General features: G+C 59.9%; 25 protein-coding genes. 16 read left to right on the forward strand and 9 right to left on the reverse strand.

Translation table 11 applies throughout. The annotated features are described in order from the left end of the window. Positions 1–40 precede the first annotated feature (40 nt). Together ACESSC_RS01390 and ACESSC_RS01395 are read left to right on the forward strand one after the other, a co-directional pair. Entirely contained in the window at positions 41–340 is a 300-nt protein-coding gene (locus ACESSC_RS01390) for a type II toxin-antitoxin system RelB/DinJ family antitoxin (RefSeq protein ID WP_117583791.1), read from the forward strand. Positions 341–342: 2 nt separating this feature from the next. After that, positions 343–651: a type II toxin-antitoxin system RelE/ParE family toxin gene (locus ACESSC_RS01395; protein WP_117583790.1), complete on the forward strand. Its 309-nt coding sequence runs from the start codon at positions 343–345 to the stop codon at positions 649–651. Between the two features lie 64 nt (positions 652–715). On the opposite strand, the gene ACESSC_RS01400 is transcribed toward ACESSC_RS01395, so the two are convergent. Beyond that, positions 716–3,700 carry a TOTE conflict system archaeo-eukaryotic primase domain-containing protein gene (locus ACESSC_RS01400; RefSeq protein ID WP_373160935.1) on the reverse strand — a complete coding sequence of 995 codons (2,985 nt, stop codon included), beginning with the start codon at positions 3,698–3,700 and terminating at the stop codon, positions 716–718. Positions 3,701–3,966: 266 nt separating this feature from the next. Here ACESSC_RS01400 and ACESSC_RS01405 point away from each other — a divergent pair, with 266 nt between their 5' ends. Beyond that, positions 3,967–4,218 (forward strand): hypothetical protein, encoded by a 252-nt coding sequence (locus ACESSC_RS01405; protein WP_147324151.1) that lies wholly within the window; start codon positions 3,967–3,969, stop codon positions 4,216–4,218. A 221-nt stretch (positions 4,219–4,439) separates the two neighbouring features. Here ACESSC_RS01405 and ACESSC_RS01410 read toward each other — a convergent pair whose 3' ends face one another. Continuing rightward, positions 4,440–5,300 carry a DegV family protein gene (locus tag ACESSC_RS01410; protein WP_373160936.1) on the reverse strand — a complete coding sequence of 287 codons (861 nt, stop codon included), beginning with the start codon at positions 5,298–5,300 and terminating at the stop codon, positions 4,440–4,442. A 123-nt stretch (positions 5,301–5,423) separates the two neighbouring features. Between ACESSC_RS01410 and ACESSC_RS01415 the strand changes: the two genes are divergently transcribed. From ACESSC_RS01415 to ACESSC_RS01455, 9 genes are all read left to right on the forward strand, one after another. Continuing rightward, positions 5,424–6,119, forward strand: a complete 696-nt coding sequence (locus tag ACESSC_RS01415) for an HAD hydrolase-like protein (protein ID WP_373160937.1) — start codon at positions 5,424–5,426, stop codon at positions 6,117–6,119. A gap of 54 nt (positions 6,120–6,173) precedes the next feature. Next, a complete protein-coding gene (locus ACESSC_RS01420) occupies positions 6,174–7,610 on the forward strand; it encodes a M20 family metallopeptidase (protein ID WP_373160938.1) in 1,437 nt (478 codons plus the stop codon). A gap of 482 nt (positions 7,611–8,092) precedes the next feature. After that, positions 8,093–9,031, forward strand: a complete 939-nt coding sequence (locus ACESSC_RS01425) for a phosphate ABC transporter substrate-binding protein (protein WP_373160939.1) — start codon at positions 8,093–8,095, stop codon at positions 9,029–9,031. A 25-nt stretch (positions 9,032–9,056) separates the two neighbouring features. Next, entirely contained in the window at positions 9,057–9,965 is a 909-nt protein-coding gene (pstC, locus tag ACESSC_RS01430; protein WP_117862051.1) for a phosphate ABC transporter permease subunit PstC, read from the forward strand. After that, positions 9,958–10,884: a phosphate ABC transporter permease PstA gene (pstA, locus tag ACESSC_RS01435; RefSeq protein ID WP_373160940.1), complete on the forward strand. Its 927-nt coding sequence runs from the start codon at positions 9,958–9,960 to the stop codon at positions 10,882–10,884. The genes pstC and pstA overlap by 8 nt, the downstream gene beginning before the upstream one ends. Beyond that, positions 10,881–11,753 (forward strand): phosphate ABC transporter ATP-binding protein PstB, encoded by an 873-nt coding sequence (gene pstB, locus ACESSC_RS01440; protein ID WP_373160941.1) that lies wholly within the window; start codon positions 10,881–10,883, stop codon positions 11,751–11,753. The genes pstA and pstB overlap by 4 nt, the downstream gene beginning before the upstream one ends. Before the next feature lie 205 nt (positions 11,754–11,958). Then, positions 11,959–13,818 carry an ABC-F family ATP-binding cassette domain-containing protein gene (locus ACESSC_RS01445; RefSeq protein ID WP_373160942.1) on the forward strand — a complete coding sequence of 620 codons (1,860 nt, stop codon included), beginning with the start codon at positions 11,959–11,961 and terminating at the stop codon, positions 13,816–13,818. Between the two features lie 6 nt (positions 13,819–13,824). Beyond that, positions 13,825–14,598, forward strand: a complete 774-nt coding sequence (locus ACESSC_RS01450; RefSeq protein ID WP_373160943.1) for a Cof-type HAD-IIB family hydrolase — start codon at positions 13,825–13,827, stop codon at positions 14,596–14,598. A 242-nt stretch (positions 14,599–14,840) separates the two neighbouring features. Continuing rightward, entirely contained in the window at positions 14,841–15,230 is a 390-nt protein-coding gene (locus tag ACESSC_RS01455) for a metal-dependent transcriptional regulator (RefSeq protein WP_373160944.1), read from the forward strand. Positions 15,231–15,650: 420 nt separating this feature from the next. Here the strand turns inward: ACESSC_RS01455 and ACESSC_RS01460 are convergent, their stop codons facing one another. From ACESSC_RS01460 to ACESSC_RS01480, 5 genes are all read right to left on the reverse strand, one after another. Beyond that, positions 15,651–17,603 carry a heavy metal translocating P-type ATPase gene (locus tag ACESSC_RS01460; protein ID WP_373160945.1) on the reverse strand — a complete coding sequence of 651 codons (1,953 nt, stop codon included), beginning with the start codon at positions 17,601–17,603 and terminating at the stop codon, positions 15,651–15,653. Positions 17,604–17,703: 100 nt separating this feature from the next. After that, positions 17,704–17,922: a cation transporter gene (locus ACESSC_RS01465; RefSeq protein WP_117583778.1), complete on the reverse strand. Its 219-nt coding sequence runs from the start codon at positions 17,920–17,922 to the stop codon at positions 17,704–17,706. A 63-nt stretch (positions 17,923–17,985) separates the two neighbouring features. Then, the gene (locus ACESSC_RS01470; protein ID WP_373160946.1) at positions 17,986–18,351 is read right to left on the reverse strand and encodes an ArsR/SmtB family transcription factor; all 366 of its coding nucleotides are present in this window, start codon (positions 18,349–18,351) and stop codon (positions 17,986–17,988) included. Between the two features lie 419 nt (positions 18,352–18,770). Further along, positions 18,771–19,961 carry a putative endonuclease domain-containing protein gene (locus ACESSC_RS01475; protein WP_373160947.1) on the reverse strand — a complete coding sequence of 397 codons (1,191 nt, stop codon included), beginning with the start codon at positions 19,959–19,961 and terminating at the stop codon, positions 18,771–18,773. Positions 19,962–20,311: 350 nt separating this feature from the next. Further along, entirely contained in the window at positions 20,312–21,280 is a 969-nt protein-coding gene (locus ACESSC_RS01480; RefSeq protein ID WP_373160948.1) for a 3'-5' exonuclease, read from the reverse strand. A 172-nt stretch (positions 21,281–21,452) separates the two neighbouring features. Here ACESSC_RS01480 and ACESSC_RS01485 point away from each other — a divergent pair, with 172 nt between their 5' ends. Continuing rightward, the gene (locus tag ACESSC_RS01485) at positions 21,453–22,541 is read left to right on the forward strand and encodes a putative manganese transporter (protein WP_373160949.1); all 1,089 of its coding nucleotides are present in this window, start codon (positions 21,453–21,455) and stop codon (positions 22,539–22,541) included. Between the two features lie 19 nt (positions 22,542–22,560). On the opposite strand, the gene ACESSC_RS01490 is transcribed toward ACESSC_RS01485, so the two are convergent. Beyond that, the gene (locus tag ACESSC_RS01490; RefSeq protein WP_373160950.1) at positions 22,561–23,043 is read right to left on the reverse strand and encodes a YaiI/YqxD family protein; all 483 of its coding nucleotides are present in this window, start codon (positions 23,041–23,043) and stop codon (positions 22,561–22,563) included. Beyond that, the gene (locus tag ACESSC_RS01495) at positions 23,044–23,646 is read right to left on the reverse strand and encodes an HdeD family acid-resistance protein (protein WP_117797862.1); all 603 of its coding nucleotides are present in this window, start codon (positions 23,644–23,646) and stop codon (positions 23,044–23,046) included. Between the two features lie 235 nt (positions 23,647–23,881). On the opposite strand from ACESSC_RS01495, the gene ACESSC_RS01500 reads away from it, so the two are divergent. The 3 genes from ACESSC_RS01500 to ACESSC_RS01510 all read left to right on the forward strand — a co-directional run bounded on the left by ACESSC_RS01500 (position 23,882) and on the right by ACESSC_RS01510 (position 25,831). Continuing rightward, the gene (locus tag ACESSC_RS01500) at positions 23,882–24,553 is read left to right on the forward strand and encodes a nitroreductase family protein (RefSeq protein ID WP_118226686.1); all 672 of its coding nucleotides are present in this window, start codon (positions 23,882–23,884) and stop codon (positions 24,551–24,553) included. Positions 24,554–24,635: 82 nt separating this feature from the next. Beyond that, positions 24,636–25,178: a histidine phosphatase family protein gene (locus ACESSC_RS01505; protein ID WP_055252053.1), complete on the forward strand. Its 543-nt coding sequence runs from the start codon at positions 24,636–24,638 to the stop codon at positions 25,176–25,178. Between the two features lie 17 nt (positions 25,179–25,195). Then, positions 25,196–25,831 (forward strand): histidine phosphatase family protein, encoded by a 636-nt coding sequence (locus ACESSC_RS01510; protein ID WP_373160951.1) that lies wholly within the window; start codon positions 25,196–25,198, stop codon positions 25,829–25,831. Positions 25,832–26,351: the final 520 nt, after the last annotated feature.

Consider the following 26,351-nt stretch of genomic DNA (forward strand, 5'->3'; position numbering starts at 1 on the left):
TGGGTATACTGATGCAAAAGACGAGGCGAGGAGGTCGCGTATGTCTACTGCAACGGTTAAGCCTACGACGGTTCGCATCGAAGAGGGGCTCAAGGAACAGGCGACTGAGTTCTTGGATACGGTTGGTCTGAGTCTCAATTCGTATCTCAACCTTGCTGTTCGGCAGCTGGTAAATCAACGAAAGATTCCTTTTGAGATCGTAGGAAGGGCGGAGGTGCCCAACGAGGCAACGAGGCGTGCCATGGTGATCGCCGAAGCTCATGAGTTGGGGATTCTGCCGGACGACAGCCCGTCATTCAATAACGCTGATGAGCTTATATCATTCCTCGATGAGGACTAGCGATGTTTGAGATTAAGGTCGAGGCTCAGTTTAAGGCGGATTACAAACGGACGATGCGCATCCATCCGCAGCTAAAAACCGAGTTTAAGGCGGCAGTCGCAGAGCTTGCGGCTCACGGCTCGCTTCCCGCGGAATATGGTGCCCACGAGCTTTCAAACCCGGGCGGCAACTACAACGGCCACATCGATTTCCATCTATCCGATGGCTTGGTCGATGTGGTCGTTCTTTATTTGCCGCATAAGACTAATCCTGTGATCCGGCTGGTCAGAATGGGCTCGCATGAGGAGCTGTTCCAGGGTCCGCAGGGCTGATTGCTCGCTTATGATTCGCGGGGGAATAGGGATTGATTCGCGGCCGATTGGCCAAAAACGGCCCCTATTCCACCGTAACTGTTGGAGACATCCCGTTCGTGGCTGCGACCTCCGGTTCTCCTCTTCGCTGGATTTCGCTTAAAAGCTCGGCTGCAACTTCGCTGCTTTTGAAACGGATGCTGCAGTCCTCTTTCTTAGGAAAGGCCAGTAATGGAATAGTTCCGTACCAGACGGTTTCCTCGTCAATTACTGACGCGCACAGGCGCCCTTCGGCTTTGATGGAATAGTCGACGTTCATCTCGGTAAAAATCGCTTTCACGTCATTGTGCGGAGTCGAGGCAATTGAAATCTCAAGGGCAATCCCACGGTCGGCGGCGCCTGTGAGTACGGCAGCGAGCTTTGCGAGGCATGCAGCGGATGCGTAGGGCGCGGCAATAAAAATGCTTTTCATTGCGCGCGCGATGTCATCCGCTAATGCCTCCACGGCCCTTGCCGGCCTAACGAGGATGTTTTGATCGGCCCGTTTGTTGTCATTTGCTGCAAAGACTTCATACCCCAGCTTGGCGTAGGTCTTGAGTCTCTTCTGGTACATGCGCGCGAGCATGGGTATCGACAAATCAACATAGTCGAATATCTCAACCCGCTGCTTGCCCTCGTGACTTCTATGTAGTCTGCCTGCCTGCTGCGTTATGCTGCCGTCCCAAGATATCGGCGTGGCAATGAGCAGAGTGTCAAGGTAAGACAGGTCGAAACCCTCGCCCAGAAGGCCTTCGGTTGCGATGATAATTCGATGCTCATGCTCGAAGCCGGGAAGGCTGTTCAGTATTGCCTTTCTTTCTTTGGCGTCGATTTCTCCGGTTAAGAGTATAGGTTCGTGTCCGCGGCTTTGAAGCAGTCTACATAGCTCTTCGGCATGTTTTTTCCTTTTGGATAGCACAAGCGGATGTCGACCGTTTGACGCGGTCTCGAGGGCATCGTCGACAATTGCTTTGTTTCTCGCTGTGTGCGCACACAGGAGATCGAGAACTTGATTAAAGGACGCCCCTGGTTCGTAGGCGGGTAGTCGAACTCCGGTAAAACGTGGCCTAATAACGCGCTGAATTCCCTGTTGGATTGCTTGCGTTTTTGGATCAATGACATGGCGAAGCGGGCCGCAGAGCATTGAGAGTGCTCGCGTGAGTCCGTCCGAGCGTTCAGGCGTCGCGGAAAGGCCGTATACATATTTGGCTGGAGCGGACTTGAGCACAAGCTCGAGCTGTGGCGCGGCCGCATGGTGACATTCGTCACAGATGATGAGACCGTAATCGCGAACGAGCTCCTTGGCTATTGGTTCTCCGGTCTGGGGGTCCTTGCCGGACAGAGACTGGAATGAAGCAATGTCGATGAGACGGCTTATGGTGGTCTTGCCGCCTCCGATTTGTCCAATGAGTGGAGGCTGCCTTTTGCTGATTCGTCCTTTTGGGGTTCGGACGGGCTCCCTGTTGTCCGTGATGTCGAGAAAGCGTTCGAGCTGGGATTTCCATTGGGTAATGAGCGCAGTCTTGGGAACGATGACGAGCGTTGGAAGACCGATGGCAGCAATAAGATAGGCTCCAATGACGGTTTTGCCGAAACCCGTCGGTGCAGACATGATCCCGTCTTCATAGCCGAGCATCTGTTCAGCGGCAATTTGCTGTTCAGGGCGAAGCGTCCCTTTAAATGCCATCCCAATTGGATTGCCCGATACGCGCTTGTCTGAATAGTGGGCAGCAACGCCGGCTTCTTGAAGCAGCCGCTCAAGTTGAGCCTTGCAGCCTCTGGGGATCGCGACGCAGCCATCTCTAAGTTCGCTGAGGTCTATGTACCGCGGTTTGCCGAATACTGATTGATGCATTGATTGCGCACGGAAGAATTCCGGGTTGGCAAATGTTGCAAGCCTGCGGACTTCCATTTGGGCTGCGGGACTCAGGGACTTTTCGGTAATGTAGAGCATATCAGCTTGCGTGACGGGTAGCGATGGCGGGAAGTCCCGCTGCGTGAGCGGAAGCCGCTTTCGCGGCCTCTGGGAATGCGGTGCGGCGGTGTTTGCCGCCACTGCAGCTGATAATCCATGCGGTCTATTGTCGATGCTCTCGAGCAGACTTTTCACCATCGTACGCGGGATCAACTGGATTTGCGAAAGATAAAGCCATTGATCGGGAAAGGGCTCAAATTGCTCGTCAACAAATACGCTGTTTCCTTCTCGCTGCGCTTTTCCTTGAAAGGGCAGCGCTATGAGATTTCCGAAGCCACCCTCAGGAATGGTGGACTGCGCGGGCATCATTCGGTCAAAAGCTTCGAAGGTGATTGTCTTGTTGAGCATCGCCGCCTCGGCGATAAGGCTGCTTCCAAAATCTCTTGCGGTCTTTGCGCCGGTGAGCTCTAGGAAGAAAAACCAGACATGTGCGCCGTTGCCTGATCTCGATCGCTCAACTGCAGCATCGATTCCATGGCTTTTTGCGACAAGCCGAATGGCGTTTGCCGCTTCTTTCCAATCGGCTCCGTCAAAATCAATGACCAGAACTTTTGTGTTGCTGTCACTGTCGAGAACGTATTGACCTATGACGTCTCGGAGCCTGTCGTCGTTACCTCTGAAATGGGCAATGATTGCGGCATCGCTCAACTCGGGGAAGACGCGGTTGCCGCATTCCGCGCATTTGACTTTCTGATGGTTTGCTTTGGGGCAAATGCCTGACTTCCACTCATTTGCGCAGGCGGGTGTATAGCCGATTCCCCCGTCTTTTCTGCGGTACCCATGGGCGTAAACATCTTTGCGGCCAGTAAAGAGATTGCGAAAGAGCTCGAGTTTTTCGCGCGCTGAACTCGTGCTGGTGACGAGGCCCTTAACCTGCGCTCGCTTGCCGAAAGATTTTCCGGCTTTCTCCCATTCTTCGAGCGTTGCGTAGCGGATGTCTGGGCCGTTGCTGCAGATGACGATTTGGCTGTGCGGCTCCGATACGTGAGAGACTGCTTCCTTGAATTGGAATAACGCGCCCCCGATGAGGGCGTATTGATGCGTGACGGTGCTCATGTAAATGCCGTTCTTCTCATGGTCCATTGAGATGAGGGTACGTTATCTTGGTTTTTTGGGCGCTCGATTCCGATTTAGGTTCGGTGATAGTGGAATGCGACTCCGTGAGTGGTGTTCAGCTGGTGTCAAAATGTGCGGCGGCTGTTGCTGAATGGGTTTGAGCGGCTATGAGGCGGGCTGGAGACCCCGGGAGCCGCCCTCGAATAGACCCTGTGGGCAAAAAATGGCAAATATGAGTACTGTTGTTGGGGTAGTATCATATCATTTTGAACGTATTTAAGACCAATCGGCCGAAATTTGATATAACCAACCCTCTCGACATGGCGATTCGGGACTTTATGACGCTCGGAATTGGTGGAAGACGGCATATTCAGCCAGATTTCGCTGTTACTAAACTGGTAACAGTACTCATATTTGCCATTTTTTGCCCAGAGGGTATCGCAAGGGGGTTGGACAAAGCATCGATCGCCGCCAATTTCTCGATTGGCTGGTTGGGCGGCAATGAAGTTGCGGCGTAATGGGAAGCGGTTCGCGGCTTTTCGGCTCAAGCGGTCACCGTCCCGCCGCAACTCTTAAAGCAACGCCGGTGCGCTTTGAGTTGGGGCGCGCCGGCGTGACGGCTTTGCTGGGGCTGGTTGCACCATGGCTGTTCGACAGCCCCGACAGGTCCGATCTTGTCGGACAGGTCTGTTAGCGTTTAACGTTTGCCCAGATAAAACCTGCCAAAATAAATCTGTCCCTAATTGGCAGGTTGGTAGCGGGGGCAATAGCTGATGGCGATGGCGTCGACGCCTACGTGGGTGGCGATGGTGCAGCCGATGGGGCCGGTGCCGGCGTCTACGTAGTCCTGGCCTGCGAGTGCTTCGTTGACAAGCTCCTGCTCCTCGGCGGCGCCGGTCGTGAGCACGCGCACGCTCGAACCCGGGTGTTCAGCCAAAAACGCGAGGCAGTCGGCCATGGTGTTGGCGACGATGCGCTTGGCGCCGCGGCCCTTCTTGACGGCCTTGATCTCGCCCGACTGCCACTCCGGCGAAACGGCCAGGCGAATGTTGAGCATCTGCGTCAGCTGGCCGGCGAGTTTGGGCGCGCGGCCGTTCTTGACCAGGTTCTCGAGCGTGCGGGGAATCAGCAGCAGGTGGGCGTCGGGCAGCGTCGCGCGGATCTGCGCCTCGGTCTCGTCCAAGCTGCGGCCGTCCTCGCGCATGGCCAGCGCATACTCCACCAGCAGGCCCTCGGCGCCCGAGCCGGTGCGCGAATCGATGCAGCGCACGTCGAGCTCGTGGGTCTCGGCGACCAGGCATGCGTTGGAATAGCAGGCGGACCACTCGCTGCACAGCGAGATAAAGATCGCGCTGTCGTGGCCATCGGCGCGTACGCGGTCAAACAGCGCCTTGAACTCGCCGGCGCTCGGCTGCGAGGTGTGCGGCAGCTGCTCGGAGCCAGCCATGCGGGCGACGTATTCCTCGGCGGTAATCTGCACCTGGTCGAGCAGGTCCTCGCCCTCGATAATCACATGCAGCGGAATCACGTAAATGCCGAGCTCTTGGGCACGGGCGGGGGAGATGTCCGACGTGGAGTCGGTTATGATGGCAAAAGACATAATTGCACCTTTCGTTGGGGCGCTTGCGCGCCGCCTTCTGAAAGCATAGTGCGACAAGTATAGTGGAGTTGCTCTACATTGCTAGGTTCAATTGTTGAATAGTCAACAGTTTGAAGCGGTGGTGTGGAAATCATCAACTGGGGAAGAAGGGTGCCGATGGCGGCATTGCAACTTTGCGAGCGGCCGGTTGTGCTGTTCGATTTTGACGGTACGGTGGCCGATACGGGTCGGGCAGTGATGACCTCGACGCGCAAGACGCTGGCTGCGCGCGGGTTTTCGGAGACGCAGATGGGTGATCTGCGCCGCATGATCGGGCCGCCCCTGTGGAAGAGCTTTCACGACTTTTACGGCTTTTCCCGCGAGGAGTCGCTTGTGGTGGCCGACGAGTACCGCGCCTTTTTTGATGAGCTGGGACCGGAGGAGTACCCCGTGTTCGATGGGATTCCCGAGCTGCTGGATGAGTTGGCCGCCCGGGGCAAGCGTATGGCCGTGGCGACGTCACGCATGGAGGCCAAATGCATCGACATGGTGCATGAGCTTGGTCTTTCTCAGTTCGAAGCCGTGGTTGGCATGAATCCTCCGCAGGGGCGCGAGACCAAGGCCGATTCGGTTCGCGATGCCCTGGCGGCGCTCGGCGCGACGGCGGACGATGCCGCGATGATCGGCGATCGCTTTAACGATGTGGAGGGCGCGCACGCGATGGGCGTGCCGTGCATCGGCATCTATTCGGGCGCGGCGGCGCCGGGTGAGCATGAGGCGGCGGGTGCCGATGCAGTGGTGCACTCGGTGGCCGAGCTTGCTAAACTTTTCGCTATCTAATGACGTAATGTGAGGGGCGAGCGCGCTCGCCGCTCATTGGTAAGGAGGTCGTCCATGAATCAGGTGGAGCAGAGCGTCGCCGAGTATGTCGACGAGGTCTGGGATGATGTCGTCGCCGATATCGAGCAGCTGGTGAGCTATCCGTCTGTTGCCATTGCCGCCGATGCGGAACCTGGTGCGCCGTTTGGCCGCCCAGTCCGTGATGCACTCGATTGCGCGCTCGGCATTGCGCAAAAGCTCGGCTACCAGACAAGCGATGACGAAGGCTACGTGGGCATCGCCGACATTCCCGGCCGCGGCGACAAGCAGCTCGCGACTATCTGCCACGTGGACGTGGTTCCCGCCGGCCCCGGCTGGAACACCGACCCGTTTGCGATGGAGCGTCGCGAGGGCTGGCTGCTTGGCCGCGGCGTTATCGACGACAAGGGTCCTGCCGTGCTGTCACTCTACGCCGGTGCCTATCTGCTCAAGCACGGTATTACCCCACGCTACACCTTCCGCGCGCTGCTGGGCTGCGATGAGGAAGTGGGCATGTCCGACGTTCACCATTATCTGGAGAATTACGCGAACCCCGACTTTCTGTTTACGCCCGATGCCGAGTTCCCGGTCTGCAATGCCGAGAAGGGTCAGTTTGGGGCGACGCTTGTGAGCCCCAAGATCGACGGCGGGCGCATTGTGTCCTGGAGCGGTGCCGAGGCGAGCAACGCCATTCCGTCGCAGTCTATCTGCGAACTTGCGATTGCCGCCGAGGAGCTGCCGGCGCCCGTTGAAAACGCCGATCGCCTTGAGATCACGACGCTCGACAACGGTCATGCGCAGATTTTTGCCCACGGTATCGGTGGCCATGCCTCGATGCCCGAGGGAACGATTAATGCCGTCGGCCTGATCGTGGGGTATCTGCGCGAGGTGGAGGATACGTTTGGCGCACGCAACGAGCGCCTGTTGACGCCTGCCGAGCACGAGTTTGTCAAGTTTTTGGCCTTTGTGCATGCGGACGCCTATGGTCGTGGCCTGGGTATCGACGCGACGAGCCCGGCGTTTGGCCCGCTCACCTGCAACCCCGGCGTCATTCGTGTGGCAGATGGCCACATTGAGCAGGTCATCGACGTGCGCTTCCCCGATAGCACGAGCGCCGATACCATCCGTGAGCAGCTCGAGCCGCTCGTGGGCCGCTTTGGCGTGACGTGCCGCGTGGGTCGTACAAAGGTGCCGTTCTCGGTCTCTGCCGACGACCCGGCCGTGAAGGCGCTCATCGACACCTACAACGAGTTTACGGGCAAGGATGCCGAGCCCTTTGCCATGGGCGGCGGCACGTACGCGCGCAATTTTGCCCGCGCCGTCTCGTTTGGTCCCGAGGAGACTGGTCTGGAACTGCCCGCATGGGGCGGCCAGATGCACGGCCCCAACGAGTGCGCCAGCGAAGAACAGCTCAAGCAGGCGCTCAAGATCTATATCGTGGCGATCCTTCGCCTCAACGAACTCGAGCTCTAGGGCTTCCCCAGGCACCCGACCTTGCCCCTCAAACCGTCGCTTGCGTACCAAAGTACGCGGCGCTCCTCTTTCGGGGCAATCTCGGGCACCTGGGAAACCCCTATATCTTGCTTGGGGTTACGCGGTATTACCAGCCCGCGTAGCAGCTCATCTCGGAATGAGAGTGGATAGTCTGCCGTTTTTGGCCTGTGTACAGGCTCAAAGTGGGAGATTATCCACTCTCGTTATTTGAGTGTCCAATAATCCTCGCTCGCTGGGGCGGTCGTTTAAGAACGTCCCCAATGACTACCTTGTAAAAGGCGGGTCATGCTTGGCGGCGGGTTTGTTATTCGTTTGTAAAGCCGAGCCGCGCTTGCGGTAAGGGTCTATCAAATGCCCGTAAGAAACAGCAGTTGGCGCGGGCGCTGCCCGATCGGGGACGTATCTTTCCAAACAGCAAAGCGGGCAGGGTGTCCGCGAGTCGCATGTATGAAAGGAAGATCATGCTCGATCAGGCTTATTCTCGTCGTCAGTTCCTCGGCCTCGCTGGTGGTCTTGCCAGCATCGTCGGTCTCGGTCTCGTTGGTTGCGGCGGCTCCGGCGAATCCGACGCCGCCGACAAGGGTAGCGCCGCTGCTGCCGAGTCCGTCTCCGGCGAGGTGACCTACGACGGCGCCTCCTCGTTCCAGGCTCTCGTCGAGGCCGCTGCCGAGAAGTTCATGGATGCCAACCCCGACGTCTCCGTCTCCGGTTCGGGCAACGGTTCGGGCAAGGGCCTGACCGCTGTTGCCGCCGGCACCGTTACCATCGGTAACTCCGACGTCTTCGCCGAGACCAAGCTCGAGGCCGATCAGGTCAAGAACCTCGTCGACCACGAGGTCGCCGTCGTGGGCATGGGCCCCGTCGTCTCCAAGAACGTCAAGGTCGATGACCTGTCCCTCGAGCAGCTCAAAGGCATCTTCTCTGGCCAGATCACCAACTGGAAGGAGGTCGGCGGCGACGACGCCAAGATCGTCGTTCTCAACCGCAAGGCCGGCTCCGGTACCCGCGCCACCTTCGAGGCCGCCGTCTTTGGCGACGAGGCTGTCGACTTTAAGGGCGATGCCGAGCTCGACAAGTCCGGCGACGTCCAGACTCAGATTGCCAGTACCGACAACGCCATCTCCTACCTCGACTTCTCGCACTTCGACGACTCCAAGTTCAACGCCATTAAGGTCGAGGGTGTCGAGCCCAAGAGCGCAAACGTCACCGACGACTCCTTCAAGATCTGGGCTACCGAGCACATGTATTGCTCCAAGGACGCCGACGAAGCTACCAAGGCCTTCCTGGATTTCATGCTTTCCGACGACGTCCAGGGCAAGCTCGTCGAGGAGCAGGGCTTTATCCCCGTCTCTGCCATGAAGGTCGTCAAGGACGCCAGCGGTAAGGTCTCTGCTAAATAAGCAATCGCCCCCGGAAAGGTTTGCAATGGCAAAACAGCTGCCAAAGCGCGACCTTGAGAACGTGGGCCTGGGCGTCACGGGCGCGTGCGTAGCGCTCGTGACGCTTGTCGTTGCCGCGCTCATCTTTATGGTCGCCCAAAAGGGCCTCTCGGCTTTTCTCAAGGACGGCGTTTCGATCGTCGAGTTCTTCACCGGCACCAAGTGGGACCTGGCCAACACAGCCGAAAACGGCCTGCCCTACACTGGCGCCCTGCCTCTGATCGTCACCTCGTTTGCGGTCATGGTGCTCTCCACGCTCATCGCGCTGCCCATCGCCATCGGCTCTGCCATCTTTGCGGTCGAGATTCAGCCTAAGTTTGGCTCCAAGGTCTTTCAGCCGCTTATTGAGCTTTTGACCGGTATTCCCTCGGTCGTCTTTGGCCTGATCGGTTTTCACGTGGTCGTCGGCCTTATGAAGAGCGTTTTTCACGTGAGCACGGGCCTGGGCATCCTGCCCGGCGCCATCGTGCTGGCCGTCATGATTCTGCCGACGATGACCACGCTTTCGGTCGATGGCCTGCGCGCCGTGCCCGACAGCTACCGTCAGGGCTCGCTCGCGCTGGGCTACACCCGCTGGCAGACCATCTGGCACGTGGTGCTCAAGAGCGCCATGCCGTCGCTCATGACCGCGGTCATCCTGGGTATGACCCGCGCCTTTGGCGAGACGCTTGCCGTGCGCATGGTTATCGGCGGTATCGAGGCCATGCCGACGTCGCTGCTGTCGCCAGCGTCGACCATCACCACCACGCTCACCACGTCCATGGCGGTCTATGCCGAGGGCTCGGCCCAGGACGATGTCCTGTGGGCGCTCGGCCTGCTGCTGATGGGTATGAGCCTCATCTTTATCCTGATCATCCATCTCATTGGCCGCAAGGGGGCGAAGGCTCGTGGCTAGCACGCGCATCCACATCGACGAGGCGAGACTCGGGCGTGTCCAAAAGCAGGACCGCATCGCCACGGGTGTGCTGACGGCAATCGTCGCCATCGTCATGCTCATCGTCGTCTCCATGGTGGCCTACATCCTGTTCGAGGGCATCTCGACTCTGTTCCAGCCGGGCTTCCTCACGCAGCCCGCGCGCGCCAACGGAACCCAGGGCGGCGTACTCTACCAGCTGTTCGACTCGTTCTATCTGCTGCTGATCACCCTTGTCATCTCGGTGCCCATCAGCCTGGGCGGCGCGGTCTTTTTGGTTGAGTACGCGCCCGATGGGCCTATTCGCGACATCGCCTCGACCGCCATCGAGACGCTGTCCTCGCTGCCCTCCATCGTCGTGGGCATGTTCGGCTTTTTGGTGTTCTCGGTGCAGCTGGGCTGGAAGTACTCCATCATCTCCGGCGCCGTCGCGCTCACCATGTTCAACATCCCCATCTTGGTGCGCGTGATCCAGCAGGCGCTCGAGAACGTGCCGCAGGCCCAGCGCGATGCGTGCCTGGCTATGGGTCTCACCCGCTGGGAGGCCACGCTGCACATCCTGATCCCCGAGGCCATGCCCGCCATCGTGACCGGCATCGTGCTTTCGGCCGGCCGCGTATTTGGCGAAGCCGCGGCGCTGCTCTTCACCTCGGGCATGAGCTCGCCGGTTCGCCTGAACTTCTTGAGCTTTAACCTGTCGAGCCCCACCTGCGCCTGGAACGTGTTCCGTCCCGGCGAGTCGCTGGCCGTGCACATCTACAAGATCTATGGCGAGGGCAGCTCCGAGGCCCAGCAGATCGTCTGGGGCACCGCGGCACTGCTGATGATTTGCGTGCTGCTGTTTAACGTAGTCGCCCGTATCGTGGGCAAGCAACTGGCAAGGAGGATGACGGCCGAATGAGCGAGATGAATGCGACGCCCGCAACCGAGGCGGCATCGTCCGACACCCAGGACTTTTTGTCGAGCGTGGGGGAGAGCGAGAAACGTGTTCGCGTGAGCGGCAAGGCCGTGAGCGACGAGGTCGTGGTCTCCACCAAGGACGTCAACGTGTACTATGGCGACCACCATGCGCTGCACGACACGTCGCTCGACTTTCACAAGGGCGAGATCACGGCGCTCATCGGGCCTTCGGGCTGCGGCAAGTCGACCTTCTTGCGCAGCCTCAACCTGATGAATCGCGAGATTCGCGGCTGCCGCGTGGAGGGCGAGATCAGCTACCGCGGACGCAACGTGAACACCAAGACCGAGAATACCTACGAGCTGCGCCGGTCCATTGGCATGGTGTTTCAGCAGCCCAACCCCTTCCGCAAGTCCATTCGAGACAACATCACGTTTGCGCCCAAGCGCCACGGCATCACCGACCGCGACGAGCTCGATCGCATGGTCGAGGAAAGCCTGCGCGGTGCGGCCCTGTGGGACGAGGTCAAGGACAAGCTCGACAAGAGCGCCTACGCGCTTTCGGGCGGTCAGCAGCAGCGTTTGTGCATCGCGCGCACGCTGGCACTCAACCCCGACGTAATCCTGTTTGACGAGCCCTGCTCGGCGCTCGACCCCATCTCGACGCTGGCGATCGAGGACCTCATGTCGTCGATCGTGGCCGACCGCGCCATCGTCATCGTGACGCACAACATGGAGCAGGCGTCGCGCGTTTCCAACCGCACGGCGTTTTTCTACATGGGCGATATGGTCGAGTACGACGAGACCGACGAGATTTTCCAACGGCCCAAGGATAAGCGGCTGAATGATTACCTCACCGGCATGTTCTCCTAGTCCGGGACATGCTTGAGGCCCGCGGCGGCCACGGTTGCCGCGGGGCTGATTGGAGAGGCGGGTCATCTCTTTTGCGAGATGGCCCGCCTTTTTGCTCTGCGACCGAAACGACCACCACAAAGGGGACAGGCACCTTCGTGGTGGTTTGGGGTGGGGCTCGATGCTATCATGGACAACGTTGAATTTCTACGAAGGAGCAGGGCATATGGCGATTCTTTTGGGATGCGATTCCGTCAGCCTAGAGTTTCCCACCAAGCATATTTTCGATAGTGTGACGCTCGGCGTGGGCGAGGGCGACCGCATTGGTATTGTCGGTAAAAACGGCGACGGCAAGTCGACGCTGCTGAGCGTGCTCGCGGGCACGCTGGAGCCCGATGACGGCCGCGTGACGCACCGCCGCGGCACCACGATCGGTCTACTCGGCCAAAAGGACAACCTGGTCGATACCGACACCGTGCATCACGCCGTCGTCGGTGACACGCCCGAGTACGAGTGGGCCTCGAGCCCGCGTACGCGCCAGATTCTGGCCGGTCTCATCAGCGATGTGCCCTGGGAGGGCACGGTGGGCGAGCTTTCGGGCGGCCAGCGCCGCCGCGTGGACCTCGCGCGCCTGCTGATCGGCGACTACGACGTACTCATGCTCGACGAGCCTACCAACCACCTGGACATGCGTACCATCAACTGGCTTGCACGCCATCTTAAGGCTCGCTGGCAGCGCGGTCAGGGCGCCATGCTCGTGGTCACGCACGATCGCTGGTTCCTGGACGAGGTCTGCACCAGCATGTGGGAGGTCCACGACGGCCAGGTCGATCCCTTCGAGGGCGGCTACTCCGCATACATCCTGCAGCGCGTGGAGCGCGATCGCATGGCCGCGGTTACCGAGGAACGCCGCCGCAACATGGCGCGCAAGGAGCTCGCGTGGCTCTCCCGCGGCGCTCAGGCGCGTTCCACCAAGCCCAAGTTTCGCGTTGAGGCTGCTCGCGAGCTGATCGCCGACGTGCCGCCCGTGCGTGACGAGCTGGAGCTCAAGCGCCTGGCGGTGAGCCGTCTGGGCAAGCAGGTTATCGATGTCATCGACGTGGACGCCGGCTACGCGGATACCGATGGTGCGCCCAAGCAGGTGCTCTCCGACGTGACCTGGCTCATCGGTGCGGGCGATCGCTATGGTCTTTTGGGCGAGAACGGCGCCGGCAAGTCCACGTTGCTCGACGTGATCCAGGGCAAGATCGCGCCCCTGCGCGGCCGCGTGAAGATCGGCCAGACGGTGCGCTTTGGCGTGCTGTCGCAGCAGCTCGAGGAGCTCGAGCCCTACATGGGCGACACGATCCGCGAGGTGCTCAGCCACTATAAGAAGTACTACGTCATTGACGGCAAGGAGACCTCGCCCGAGAAGCTCTGCGAGCGTCTGGGCTTTACGACGCAGCAGCTCTGGAGCCGCATCGGCGATCTTTCGGGCGGCCAGCGCCGTCGCCTGTCGCTGCTGCTGACGATCCTGGACGAGCCCAACGTGCTCATCCTGGACGAGCCCGGCAACGACCTGGATACCGACATGCTGGCGATTGTCGAGGACTTGCTGGACGGCTGGCCCGGCACGCTGATTCTGGTGACGCACGACCGCTTTTTGATGGAGCGCGTGACCGACCAGCAGTGGGCGCTGCTCGACGGCCACCTGACGCATATGCCCGGCGGCGTCGACCAGTACCTGCGCCTGTGCAACGCCACCGCCGAGGGCGAGCCCGTGGGTGCACCGAGCGCCAAGACCGGTACGTTCGACACCGGTGCCGCGGCAGCTGCGGCCGAAAAGCCCAAGTCGAGCGGTCAGCCCAACGGCCTTTCCAATGCCGAGCGCCAAAAGCTCCGTCGTGAGGTGAGCTCGCTCGAGCGCAAGATGGAAACGCAGCGCGCTCGCGTGGAGGAGGCCGAGGCCGCCATGGCCCAGGTCGATCCCACCAACTACACGGCGCTGGGTGAGCAGCAGGCAAAGATTGACGAGGCCCACGCCGCCATGGACGAGCTGGAGATGGCGTGGCTCGAGGCGAGTGAAAAGCTCGAGGGCGAGGAGTAGGCGAGGATGATCAAGGCCGCATTTTTCGATATCGACGGCACGCTGCTGAGTTTTAAGACGCACCGGATTCCGGCGTCGGCGCAGCAGGTGCTCGACAGCTTTCGCGAGCAGGGGATTGCGTGCGTGATTGCTACGGGTCGCCCGACCTATCAGATGCCCGATTGGCTGTTCGATCTTGGTTGGGATGCGTACATTACGCTTTCGGGCCAGCACTGTTTTGATGCCGAGGGCGTTTACCGTAGCTGCCCGATCGATCCGGACGACGTTGCGGTGATTGTGGACCAGGTGGCGCAGGGACGCTACGACTCGCTGTGCATGCAGGGCGAGAACTCGTTTGTGAACCGCCTGTCCGAGCGCGTGGTGGCGGCCGGCAACAACGCGGGGATCGTCTACCACGAGGAGCCGTTTGAGCATGCCTTTGACGCACCGGTCTACCAGTTTTGCGCCTTTGTGGACCCGGCCGACGAGCATATCGTGACCGACGCGGTGTCGCATTCGCTCACTACGCGCTGGTGCGACCTGTTCTGTGACATTATTCCCGCTAACGGCGGCAAGGACCTGGGCGTGGCGGCGACGCTGGAGCGCTTGGGCATCGACGCGAGCGAGGCGATCGCCTTTGGCGACGGCGAGAACGACCTGTCGATGTTCTCGGCCGTGGGCGCAAGTGTGGCCATGGGCAACGCGCAGGAGACCGTGAAGGCCGCAGCGACCTACGTAACGACCGCCGTAGACGACGACGGCATCTACAACGCCGCCAAGCACTTCGGACTCGTCATTTAGGGACGTTCCTTTTCTGCCGGCAACGGGGGACACTCCTTGCCAACCCGACCGGCGAGTCGGCCAACCGGCAAAGACTGCCCCCGACGACTAGCCGTTAAAGAACGTCCCCAATGACTACATCGTGTTTTGTGAAACATGGCTAACTTTTTAAGCATCTAGTAAGACATGGGCAACTTTTGCGATAAAGTAAATCAGGTAAAAGTATCAAAAGGCTAACTAGAAGCCATCGCGAAAGGCGGCCCATGGCCCTGCGTGAATCCGGAGAAGACTATCTCGAATCGATCTACGTTCTGTCGCAGCGCCAAGGTACGGTGCGCTCAATCGACGTTGCCGAATACCTGGGCGTAACCAAGGCAAGCGTCTCTAAGGCTATGTCGAGCCTTGAGCGCAGCGGCTACGTCGAAATGGGCAAGCGCGATGTGCGTCTGACGGAGCGGGGGCTTGAGGTCGCTCGCCAAATGTGGGAGCGTCACTGCTTTTTTGTAGAGCTACTAGAGGATGCAGGCGTTTCGGCTGAGGTCGCGTCGCAGGAGGGCTGCCACATGGAGCACTGCCTAAGCGAGGAGAGCTTCGAGAAGCTGAGGTCGATGCTCGCTAGGGAAGAGATGTCGAACTCAACAACGGAATCCTAACAGGTCCCCAGTAGCGCGGAGTTCGCGCAAAGCGCGAACCAGCGAAAAGGGGAGAGGGGGCTCGGACAATAACGAGCCCGACGCAGTCCAAAGTGCAGCAATCGGTGCGCGACGCCACCACAGCTGGGCTATCTCTGCGTCCCCAAAGAGGCGCGCCTCCCGCGCCGGAACGGCGCGGGACAGCGACCGGGACCAGTGGCCCCACCAACTAAGTCCAACTCAGACAAGGAACCCCGCCAGCAAGCGATGCCCAAGAACCACCAGCAACGTCACCGCAGGCCGGGACCGGGCTTGGGTTTGAAAACAATCCGCAGCGCGAGGCCCGCCTTTCCGTTGCTCCGGAGGAGCAGGAAAGGCGGGCCTCATGCGCGAGAATGTTTTCAAAATCAAGCCCGGTCCCGGCCGGAAGGACCACAGACGCTACAGGTTCTTGACACCCATCGCGCGCATGGCGTTCAGGATGGCGATGATCGCCACGCCCACGTCGCCAAAGACGGCAAGCCACATGTTGGCGATGCCCAGCGCTGCCAGCACAAGGATCAGCAACTTAATCCCCAGCGCAAAGATGATGTTCTGCCAAACAATCGACATGGTCTTGCGCGCCACGCGGATCGCGCGGGAAATGTTGGACGGTTTGTCATCCATCAGCACCACGTCGGCGGCCTCAATTGCGGCGTCGGATCCCATGGCGCCCATGGCAATGCCCACATCTGCGCGCGTAAGCACAGGCGCGTCGTTGATGCCGTCGCCGACAAAGGCGAGCTTGCCCTTGCCGCTTTCGGCCGCCAGCAATGCTTCGACACGCTCGACCTTGTCGCCCGGCAGCAGCTGCGCGTGGAACTCGTCGAGCCCCAACTGTTCGGCGACGGACGCAGCCACTTCCTCGCGGTCGCCTGTGAGCATGACGGTACGGTTGATGCCAGCGGCGTGCAGGTCGCGGATCGTCTGCTCGGCATCGGCCTTAACGGTGTCTGCAATCACGATGTGGCCGGCATACACGCCGTCCACGAGCACGTGGAGGATCGTGCCGACAACCTCACAGTCCGGTGCTTCAACGCCGGCCGTGGCGAGCATCTTGGCGTTGCCGACGACGACATGCTTGCCGTCGATGGTCGCCGTCACGCCGTGGCCCGCGTTATTAGCGGAATCCGTCACGCGCTTGGGGTCGACCTCGCCCTGGAAGGCGGCGCGTACCGACTGCGCGATAGGGTGATCGGAGAACGACTCCGCAAGGGCTGCGACCTCGAGCAACGACTGCTCGGTATAGCCAGCCTCGGGGTGCACCGCCACGACCGAAAACGTGCCGTTGGTGAGCGTCCCGGTTTTGTCGAAGACGACGGTGTCCACGTCGGCGAGCGTCTCGAGGTAGTTGGAACCCTTGATGAGAACGCCCAGCTTGGACGCGCCGCCGATGCCGCCAAAGAAGCTCAACGGTACGCTGATCACGAGGGCGCACGGGCAGCTGACGACCAGGAAGGTCAGACCGCGCAGAATCCAGTCGGACCAGGCACCGGTGACCAGGCCGCCGCCGAGCGCGAGCACCGCGGCAGCGCCGGTGACGGCGGGGGTGTAGACGCGGGCAAAGCGCGTGATGAAGTTCTCGGTGCGCGCCTTCTTTTCGCTGGCATTCTCCACGAGCTCCAGGACGCGTGCGACGGTGGACTCGCCAAACGGCTTGGTGGTGCGCATGTGGATGAGGCCCGTCATGTTGATGCAGCCGCTGATGATATCGTCGCCGGACTTGGCGGGGCGGGGGACTGACTCGCCCGTGAGCGCGGCGGTGTCGAGCTGCGTCTCGCCCTCGACGATGACGCCGTCGATAGGCACGCGCTCGCCGGGCTTGACCACGATCACGGTGCCGACGGCGATGTCATCGGGAAAGACCTGTTCGAGCGTGCCGTCGGCTTGCTCGACGTTAGCGTAGTCGGGCGCGATGTCCATCATGGCACTGATCGACTTGCGGCTCTTGCCCACGGCGTATGCCTGGAACAGCTCACCGACCTGGTAGAACAGCATGACGGCGGCGCCTTCGGCCATGTGCGGATCGGTATCGGGGAAGAGCACCATGGCAAACGCGCCGATGGTCGCGACCGCCATGAGGAAGCTTTCGTCGAAGGCTTTGCCGCGGCGGATGTTGCTGAACGCCTTCTGGAGCACGTCGTAGCCGGCAATTAGGAACGGCACCAGGAACAGCACGAAGCTGGCGTAGATGTCACCCGGGGTGCCGAATGCGGCGGTAAGGGTACCGAGCTCGTCGAGGGCGTACACCACGGCAAAAATGCCCAGCGCTACCAGGATGCGGTTGCGCTTATGCTCGAGTGACTCTTTTTTCTTGCGCTTCTTCTTTTTCTTCTTGGGGTCGGCGGTGGCCATGACTCGTATCCTCCCATTTGAATGTATGAACACTCGCTCATATAATTTCGCGAGCAAAGGCCGCGGCAAGCGCGGCCTTGCAGGTTGGCGTAAACCTGGGCTAGAGAATGATCTCGCAGTCCGGCTCGGCGTCGGCCGTGAACTCCACGACGCGGTCAAGGACCTCGTCGAACTCGGCGTCATCGGCCTCGAGCGTCAGCTTTTGGGTCATAAAGTTGACGGACACGGATTTGACGCCCTCGAGCTTGGCCAGCTCGTCCTGAAGCTCACGCGCACAGTTGGCGCAGTCGATTTCGTCGAGCTTAAACTGCTTTTTCATGGTGGGTTCCTTTCCCTGGTTTTGCGGCTTGGGTGCAGGCCGCGCTGGTACCGTGGTTGGTTGCTATTCGCAGATATGGCTCATGCCCTGGTTGAGCATGGTGTAGACGTGATCGTCGGCAAGTGAGTAGAGGATGTTGCGGCCGTCGCGGCGGAACTTGACCAGGTGCGACTGCTTAAGCGTGCGCAGCTGGTGCGACACCGCGGACTGCGAGGTCTCGGTCGCTTCGGCGATGTCGGCCACGCAGAGCTCGCGGCCCATGAGGGCATAGAGAATCTTGATGCGCGTGGTGTCGCTGAAGACCTTGAACAGGTCGGCAAGGTCGTAGAGAAGCTCCTCGTCGGGAAGGTCCTCGGGCGAGCAGGTGGTGGGAATCACGGGTTCGCTGGCCTCGATGTCGGGTTTCGTTTCATCAACGCGGATGCTCATTGCAATATCCTTTCATATGAACATGCGCTCATATAACTTACTTCCGAGTATATGAGCGCATGTTCATATGTCAATATCGTTTAGGCAATCCGTCGTACAAAATGATGAGGAAAAGCGGACGAGATCCCGGACTAAGCGGTTTTGATAGGTGATGCCGGGGTGGGTGCCCCTGCGCCGTGCAAAAATTGGAGTATTCTGCAACGATAGGGGGTCTGTTAATTTATCGCAGGCCAAATAATGCAGCTAAAGAGTTATCTTAGGGTGGTAAACCGATGAGTTCTTCCTCAAATGTTGCCTAACGTTCTCACGCAAGAGTGATTTCGCTTCACTTTTGGATCCACTCGAGGGTAATGGACACCCGGCTCTGCTGAATACTCGCAATTTTGCACGTCGCTAGAGTACCCACCTTGTTAGTCAGCCTAGTTTCCGGCCCCGAAGACCCTGCCCTCGGGCGTGAAGCTGCTTGTTTGGTTGAGTGATGGGCTGTCGGGTTCGGCAGTCTGCATGTCATCGATTGCCGGAGCCTCGTTAATCGTCGGATCGTCCAATGTGATGCCTTCGAGCATTGCTTTTTCGAGGTCGATTCGTTGACGCTCTTCGGAATCCTGGCGAAGCTCCTCCTGGATTCGTTTCTTCTCCTCAATAAACCGTCTGAGCACAAACAGTCTCAGGTCCTCTTGCGTGATTCGAAAGTCTTTTGGCAGACGCGAGGGGCGTATACCTTCTTTTCGTTGGATTGCCTCCATGACCCTAACGAAAGAGCTGGCATGCATAAAGGAATAACGGCTGACGGTGATGATTCCGTAGCCCATGGACGCAAGTGCGTTCTTGCGTTCTTCGTCGATGGCGCGGTCTTCTTCCGCGTCGTGATAAAAACCGTTGTATTCAATATCTGTGCGAGATTTCTTTAGATACGCATCCATATAGAACTTTTTGCGTCTTGTGAGGTCCTTTGCTGCAGCGGCGACCTTCATCTCGTAGTTGGTCTCAACCCCCTTGATGCCAAGCCCTCCTTCGCTTTTTGGCAGCGTAAGCATCATGACAAATGCCGTTTCCATGGGAGACCGGCATCCGTCGCGTACACATTGAATAGCCTTTCGGGCAAGGGCCAAACCGTCGCATCTGGTAATGGAATTAAAGAACTGCTTCAACCGCTCGGTCGAGGTAAGTGGGAAACGCTCGGTATAAGAGGTAGAAAAACCGGTTCCAAGGGAATAAGCGCCGCACAGTTCAAAGTAGTACTCCACCAGTTCGCGAAACGGGAGATAAGTGGCGGCCTGAAGTGCACAAAGCTCAACGCCAACAATGTAGATGTCATCTTCTAGCTCTATAAAACGCGAGCACGAGAATCGCTTTGACGAAACGTGGCATCGACAGTCCATCGCGTAGCGCGCGTTCCTGCGATCAAACACCATGACCTCGAGGGATTCATTTGCGTCGCGGGCAACATCATGTTTGATAAGCCATTCTGCGGCCGCGTCGAGGAGCGTTCCGGTGGGGCACGATCCGTAAATTGCGACAGGGCTACAGGACTCGATGCCTCTCGCAGACATTGAGCGGGCGGCCTGGTAGACCGCTTTTGCCGTGTTATGTGACAATACGATACTCATGGTAAGTATCGTGTCAGAAAATACCGTGTCGATGGCGTTGAGTGGGAAAGCCGTTTTAGAGGTCTAACCAAATGCTGTCCAAAAGCTTGACGCAATTATGGGTTGGTACGCCCTAAATTAATGTTTTCGCAGCTTGGCTATAGCATAGAAACACTCAATTGCTGCACATTTGGTATCGATGTATTGCTATCCGAACACAAATCACGTGTCGGGAAAGTGTCGAAATAGTTAAAAAATAGGGTTCAGAATTTGTGAGGAGCGGGCCTGCCTATGGAACTTAGGGCGACCTCGCAGCGGGGTTTCCCGCTGCGAGGTCGCTCGTGAGCAAGCAGTGTTTGTCACAGGCGTTGCTATTTCGCGAATAGGTTCTTGAGGTTGAACTCGGCTTGGACGGTACGGAGCATGAGGTCGGTGTCGTCCAGGCCCAGGTGCTGCTCGTTGGCGTCGGCGGCGAGGGTGCCACGGCGGCGCGCCCAGTTCTCGAGCGCAGCGGGCGCGGACTCGCGGGGGAGCGAGCGCACGTCGGCGTCCAAGCTGCGGCAGATCTGGCGCGAGTCGATGACGATGATCTTGCCGGCACGGCGCGCCTCGGCGTAACCGTCCAGGTGAATCTTGAACCAGCTGTCCTCAAAGGCCGCGTTGTGCGCCATGTACGGATACTTCTTCATAAGCTTGAGCAGCTGCTTCTGCAATTCCTTGTTCTCGCGGAACGGCTTTTTGCTGTCAATGTCGTCCCAGGTGATGTGGTGGATATTCGACAACGGCACATCCTCGCCGCGGTAGATGTCGGGCAGGCCACAGTAGTGTGCCTCGGCGTCATGCGGCACGGCGTCGCTGGTGAGATCCATGATCTCCCAGCCCACGTTGATGATATAGCCGCGCTCGGGTGCACGGCCGGTGGTCTCGATGTCGATACCGAGCACGGTGCCCTGGATGGGCTTGCGGGCGTAGGCCACGCCGAGCGCGTCGCGGTCGCCGCGGATCTCGCGCATGACCGACGCGGCGGTGCGCTTTTGCATCTTACCGATGGCGGCGCAGGTGTCGGCATCGGACAGGCCGCGCGAAAGCGTCGCGGGCGTCACGTTGCGCAGGCGTGCCTCGCCAATCTGGTCGCACAGGTCGCGGTTGCGGTCAGCCAGGTCGCGCACGGTGGCAAAGTCGAAGCTGGGGTCGCCCTCGGCGGTAAAGTACTCGGTTTCGAGCACCTTAAGGGCCTCCTCGCCCTTCTGGCGCTCGGACTCCATGGCGCCGTGATCGCCATAGATAAACATGGGAATAAACGGCTGGCGCTCGTATTCGAGTGCTTGTGAAACGTTCATATAACTGCTCCTTGGACGGGCCGCAGCGCGCGGCTCGGGTTCATTGAGATGTGGCGAGATGATAGTTTACCATGGGCAACTATTGGCATCGCGCCTAGGACAACTACAATACCCTAGTTGACCGCTAGGACTTTTACAATGCTGCCGAAAGACACGAAAGGTTCCATCCGTCATGGATTTGCTGATTGATATTCTGCTCGACGCCGGCAAGGACACGCTCTCGCTTGTGCCGTTTTTGTTGGTGACGTATCTGGCCCTCGAGACCTTGGAGCACGTCGCGGGCGACCGCGTTAACGGGGCCATCAAGCGCGCCGGCGCCGCGGGTCCCGTGGTTGGCTCGTTGCTGGGTATGGTGCCGCAGTGCGGCTTTTCGGCCATGGCGGCAACGCTGTACGCCGGTCGCGTCGTGACCTTGGGCACGTTGGTGGCGGTGTTCCTTTCGACCTCCGACGAGATGCTGCCGCTGCTACTTGCCGAGCAGGTTCCCGTGCAGACCATGGCGATGCTTTTGGCTTCGAAGGCACTGATCGCGCTGGTCACGGGCTTTATCGTGGACGCGGCTATCCGCGGCCTTCGTCGTAACGCTCGCGCGCATGCGGCGATTCGCCGTACCGTGCTGGGGACCGCTTCCAATCCGGCTCATGTGAACTGCGCGCACGACGACCATACCGGGGGCGACATCATTGATGAAGTGGCCGAGGCGGGCGTGAGCGCCGATCACATCCATGAGCTGTGCGAGCGCGACCATTGCGGTTGCGATGAAGACGAGGACGAGTACGAACACGGACATGGACACGATCACGGTCATGGGGGCGAGCATGAACACCATGATGGTCACGGTCGCTCCCACTCTCACGAGAGCGCGCCCCTCCTGTCGATTATTCGCAGCGCCATCTCGCACACCGTGCAGGTATCGGTATTCATTTTTCTGGTGACGCTGATTCTGGTCGCCGTGCTCGAGACCTTCGGCGAGTCCGCGATCGAGCAGTTCCTGCGTGGCAACGAGACGCTCGCCGTCCTGGGTTCGGCGCTTGTCGGCCTGATCCCCAACTGCTCGGCGAGCGTGGTCATTACGCAGCTGTACCTGGAGGGCGCGCTACAGCTGGCACCGATGCTCGCCGGCACGCTTATCTCCGCCGGCGTGGGCTACCTGGTGTTGTTCCGCACCAACCGCAGTGCCCGCGAGAACGTCATGTTCCTGGTCATGATGTACGTCATCGGCGCCGGTTGGGGAATCGTTCTCTCTGCCTTTGGTCTCTAAGCCCAAAAATCTACCTTGGTTAGCGCAGCAGCTCGGTGAGGTTGCGTTTAAAGCGGGCGCGGTCTTCGCTGGTAAATGCCGCCGGCCCGCGAGTGCGTCCGCCGGCGCGGCGCACCTTCTTTTCCTCGTGGCGAATAAACAGCTGCATGTCGATGGTTGCTTTGTCGTAGACGCGCCCGCGCACACCGATAGCGGCGGCATCGCGCCCGAGCACCATGCTCGCCAAGCCAATGTCCTGCGTCACGACCACGTCGCCCGCCTGCAGGCGTTCGACAATGGCAAAGTCGGCGCTGTCGGCGCCCACGCTCACGTCGAGCGTCGTGACCCAAAAGCCGCGTCGCGCGTGCTCGGCATCGCGCGGGTCGTCGCGGCGAATGTGCCGTTCCAGGTTTTGCGTGCTGTTGCCGGCGATAACAACGGCGACGCCCGCCCGCCGCGCGCAGCCAATCGACTCGCGCGTGACCGGGCAGGCGTCGGCATCAATAAAGAGCGTTCGCGGCATCTAGTGCACCAGTTTGCCAAATTGAATAGCGCGAACAATCAGCGTTACGCCAAACACCAGCAGCGCGGCGCCGCTAAAGATGACGAGCATCTTGGCCGACCACAGCGGATAGATAAACACGAACATGCCGGCGATGATGGAAAGTGCGCCGCTCAGGATGGCGAGGGCGCGGTTGGACGAAAGCTCGGACTCCAGAATGGACATGACACCTTCGACAATCCAGCCAAAGCCGGCCACGATAACCACCATCGTGGTGAGCGTCGCGGTCGAGAAGGCCTGGTTGCGCAGGATTATGACGCCGCCCAAGATAATGAGTAGGTTGGAGATGATGCTCGTCACGCGCCAGCCGGTGGGCAGCAGCGGCTCAAAAATGGCAGTGAACAGTCTGATGGCAGCAGTGATTACAAAGTAAAAACCCAGGACGGTCGTCAAAAAGACGAGGGACTTGGCGGGTGCAAAAAGCAGCGCGATACCAGCAATGAGTGCTAAGACGCCCGTGATGGCGTAGATCCAGCGTACGGCCTTGACGGCTTTGCCCGCCATGCTTTTCTCGTCAAATCCAAACTGGCTCGATTTTTGGTCATCGTTCTTAAAGATGCCCATAATGTCTCCTTTCCGTGCGGCGTAAGCCTTGATCGTTACAACCAGTATCCCCTAAGGGCGCTGACGTATGGGTCGGGGAGGGCGAAACGTAACCCAAAGGCCCCGAATTGTTTCCGTTGTTCCCCACGTCGCGATTTTCTATTCAACAGGTGTAGAACATTGCAGCCCTGTTCGTTATTGCCTACGTTTTAGGTTAGATTTTCCTAAGGACAATTGGCTTGTATTGGGGGTCCCTATGAACGAAGCAGTTCCCGAGGCGCCGGTAAGCGCTGAGTCGATGGCGAAGCAAGGTTGCGAAAAGCTCGGCCTGGACACGTTTGACGCGCTGGTCCGCCGCGCCCGCACGTGCCGCCGTTTTGACGAGTCCATGCGCGTGCCGCGCGAGTTTTTGCTCGAGCTGGCGGAGCTGGCGCACCTGACCCCGTGTGGTGCCAATGCTCAGCGTCTTCGTCTTCATGTGGTGAGCGGTGCCGAGGATTGCGCGCGTGTATTTGACGAGCTCGCATGGGCCGGCGCACTTAAGGATTGGCCGGGTCCTGCCGAGGGCGAGCGCCCGACCGGCTACATCGCGATTCTGGCTGAGCGCGCCGTTCCGGGCAAGCCTGCCGCTCCCATTACCGAGGTCGACACGGGCATTGCCGCGCAGACGATGATGCTCGCCGCCCGCAGCGCTACGCCCGAGGTGGCAGCCTGCATGTTCAAGGCCTTTACGCCCCATGCGATCGATGCCATGGGGCTCGATAACGACAAGTATGAGCTCAAGCTGATCATGGCCTTTGGCGTTCCGGCGGAGATACAGGTGATCGATGCGATCGATTCCAACCCCGATGGCTCCATCAATTATTGGCGCGACGAGGCACAGGTGCACCACGTACCCAAGCGTTCGCTCGCCGACGTGCTGGTGTAGCTGAGCGTCACCGCGGCGTGATCAGACGGTAAACCACCACAAAGGTGCCTGTCCCCTTTGTGGTGGTACGAGGGGAGGGCGTGTGGCAGATCTGTATTTGGTGCGGCATGGGCAGACTGAGCTCAATGTGCAGAGCATTTTGCAGGGCTGGCACGATTCGCCGCTTACGGCGCGCGGGCGCGAGCAGGCGCTGACGGCGCGTACGGCGTTTGCGGCGCGTGGCGTGGCCTTTGATCATGTGTATTCCTCGCCGTTGGGCCGGGCGCGGCATACGGCCGAGCTTATCGTTGGCGAGGGCCGTTCCATTGAGCTGGTCGATGACCTGCGTGAGTGGCATTTTGGCTCGCTGGAGGGCACATCAAATCGCGAGATGCCGCCGCAGCCCTGGGGCGATTATCCGGTGGCCTTTGGCGGCGAGTCGGAAGTGCAGCTTCAGTCGCGCATGGTCGCGGCGCTGTCCCGTATTATGGCCCGGCCGCAGCACGACTGCGTGCTGGCGGTTTCCCACGGCTCAGCCTGCCAGGAGTTTCTTGAGTATGTGACTGGCGGGGGAGAGCTACCCGACAACGGTGCCGTGCTTCATTTTGGCTATTGCGACGGGGCGTTTTCGCTCTTGGGTTGGTAACGAACGAAAGGACCCCTATGAATAAAGATCTGTATCTGGTCCGTCATGGACAGACGATATTCAACCTTAAGCGTATCATTCAGGGGTGGAGTGACTCGCCGCTTACGCAGTTGGGTTGCGGCCAGGCGGCGCGCGCCGGCATGTTTTTACGTGCGCGCGGCATTGAGCCCGATCATGCCTACACCTCTACGCTTCATCGCACCGAGCAGACTATCGCCAACTTGTGGCCGGGCTTGGCGTACGAGCGCTTGGACGGCCTGCGTGAGTGGTTCTTTGGCGACTTTGAGGCCGAGCGCGTGATGCTTATGCCCGAGCGCCCGTGGCGCGATTTCTATCGTCAATTTGGCGGCGAGGGCCAGATGCAGGTGCGCGAGCGCATGGTGGCGACGTTGACCGATCTTATGCGACGCCCGGACCACGAGTGCGTCCTCGCGGTGAGCCACGGATCGGCCATCAAGGAGTTCATGGACCACGTGAAGGGTGCGGCGGCCGACGAGCGCGATCGTGTGCCGGGCAACTGCTCGGTGCTACATTTCGTGTTTGACGACGAGGCCGGTACGTTTGAGCTGATTGAGATTTTTACGCAGGAGGATTACGCGCGCGAGCTGGGTCTTGAACCGCTTGTGGTTACTGCAGGTCCGCAGCGCGGATAACGCGAGCGTGGCGGCACGGGTCGCCGGCATAACTTCTCGATGCAAAAGGGGCGGAGATGCATGTACCTGCTGCATCTCCGCCCATTACAGTCTGAAGTGGGCCACCGATAAATTTCGATGGCGAGCATTCGGCGCATTGCCTACGATACGGGCAAGCCCCGAGGGGCCGCCGATCGGGCGCCTCCGGATGGCCGTCTGCCCCTGCCCCGTAGAGGGCCCGGGGGGTGTTGCCACCGGGGGCGCTCGCCGCTCCGGACGACTGATAGGAAACTGCCGGGCGCAAGCGCCACGGCCAGGTAATGTGGGTGTCGCAGGGAGGGGTTCCGATCGGCCTACCGATTGGAGGATAACACCGTGGCACCACCTAGAATGCCGGAAGCCGTCATCGGGCTCGATGTCGGGAAATTGTCCCATTGGGCATGCGTCGCGACCCGGGACGGCGGGATACTGCTGAGCGCCCCCGTCGCGAACAGGGAGGGCGATCTGGACTCGCTGTTCGGCCGCTTCCCCGACGCGCTCG

The organism is Collinsella aerofaciens, assembly GCF_964243765.1.
Taxonomy (GTDB): Bacteria; Actinomycetota; Coriobacteriia; order Coriobacteriales; family Coriobacteriaceae; genus Collinsella; species Collinsella aerofaciens_BU.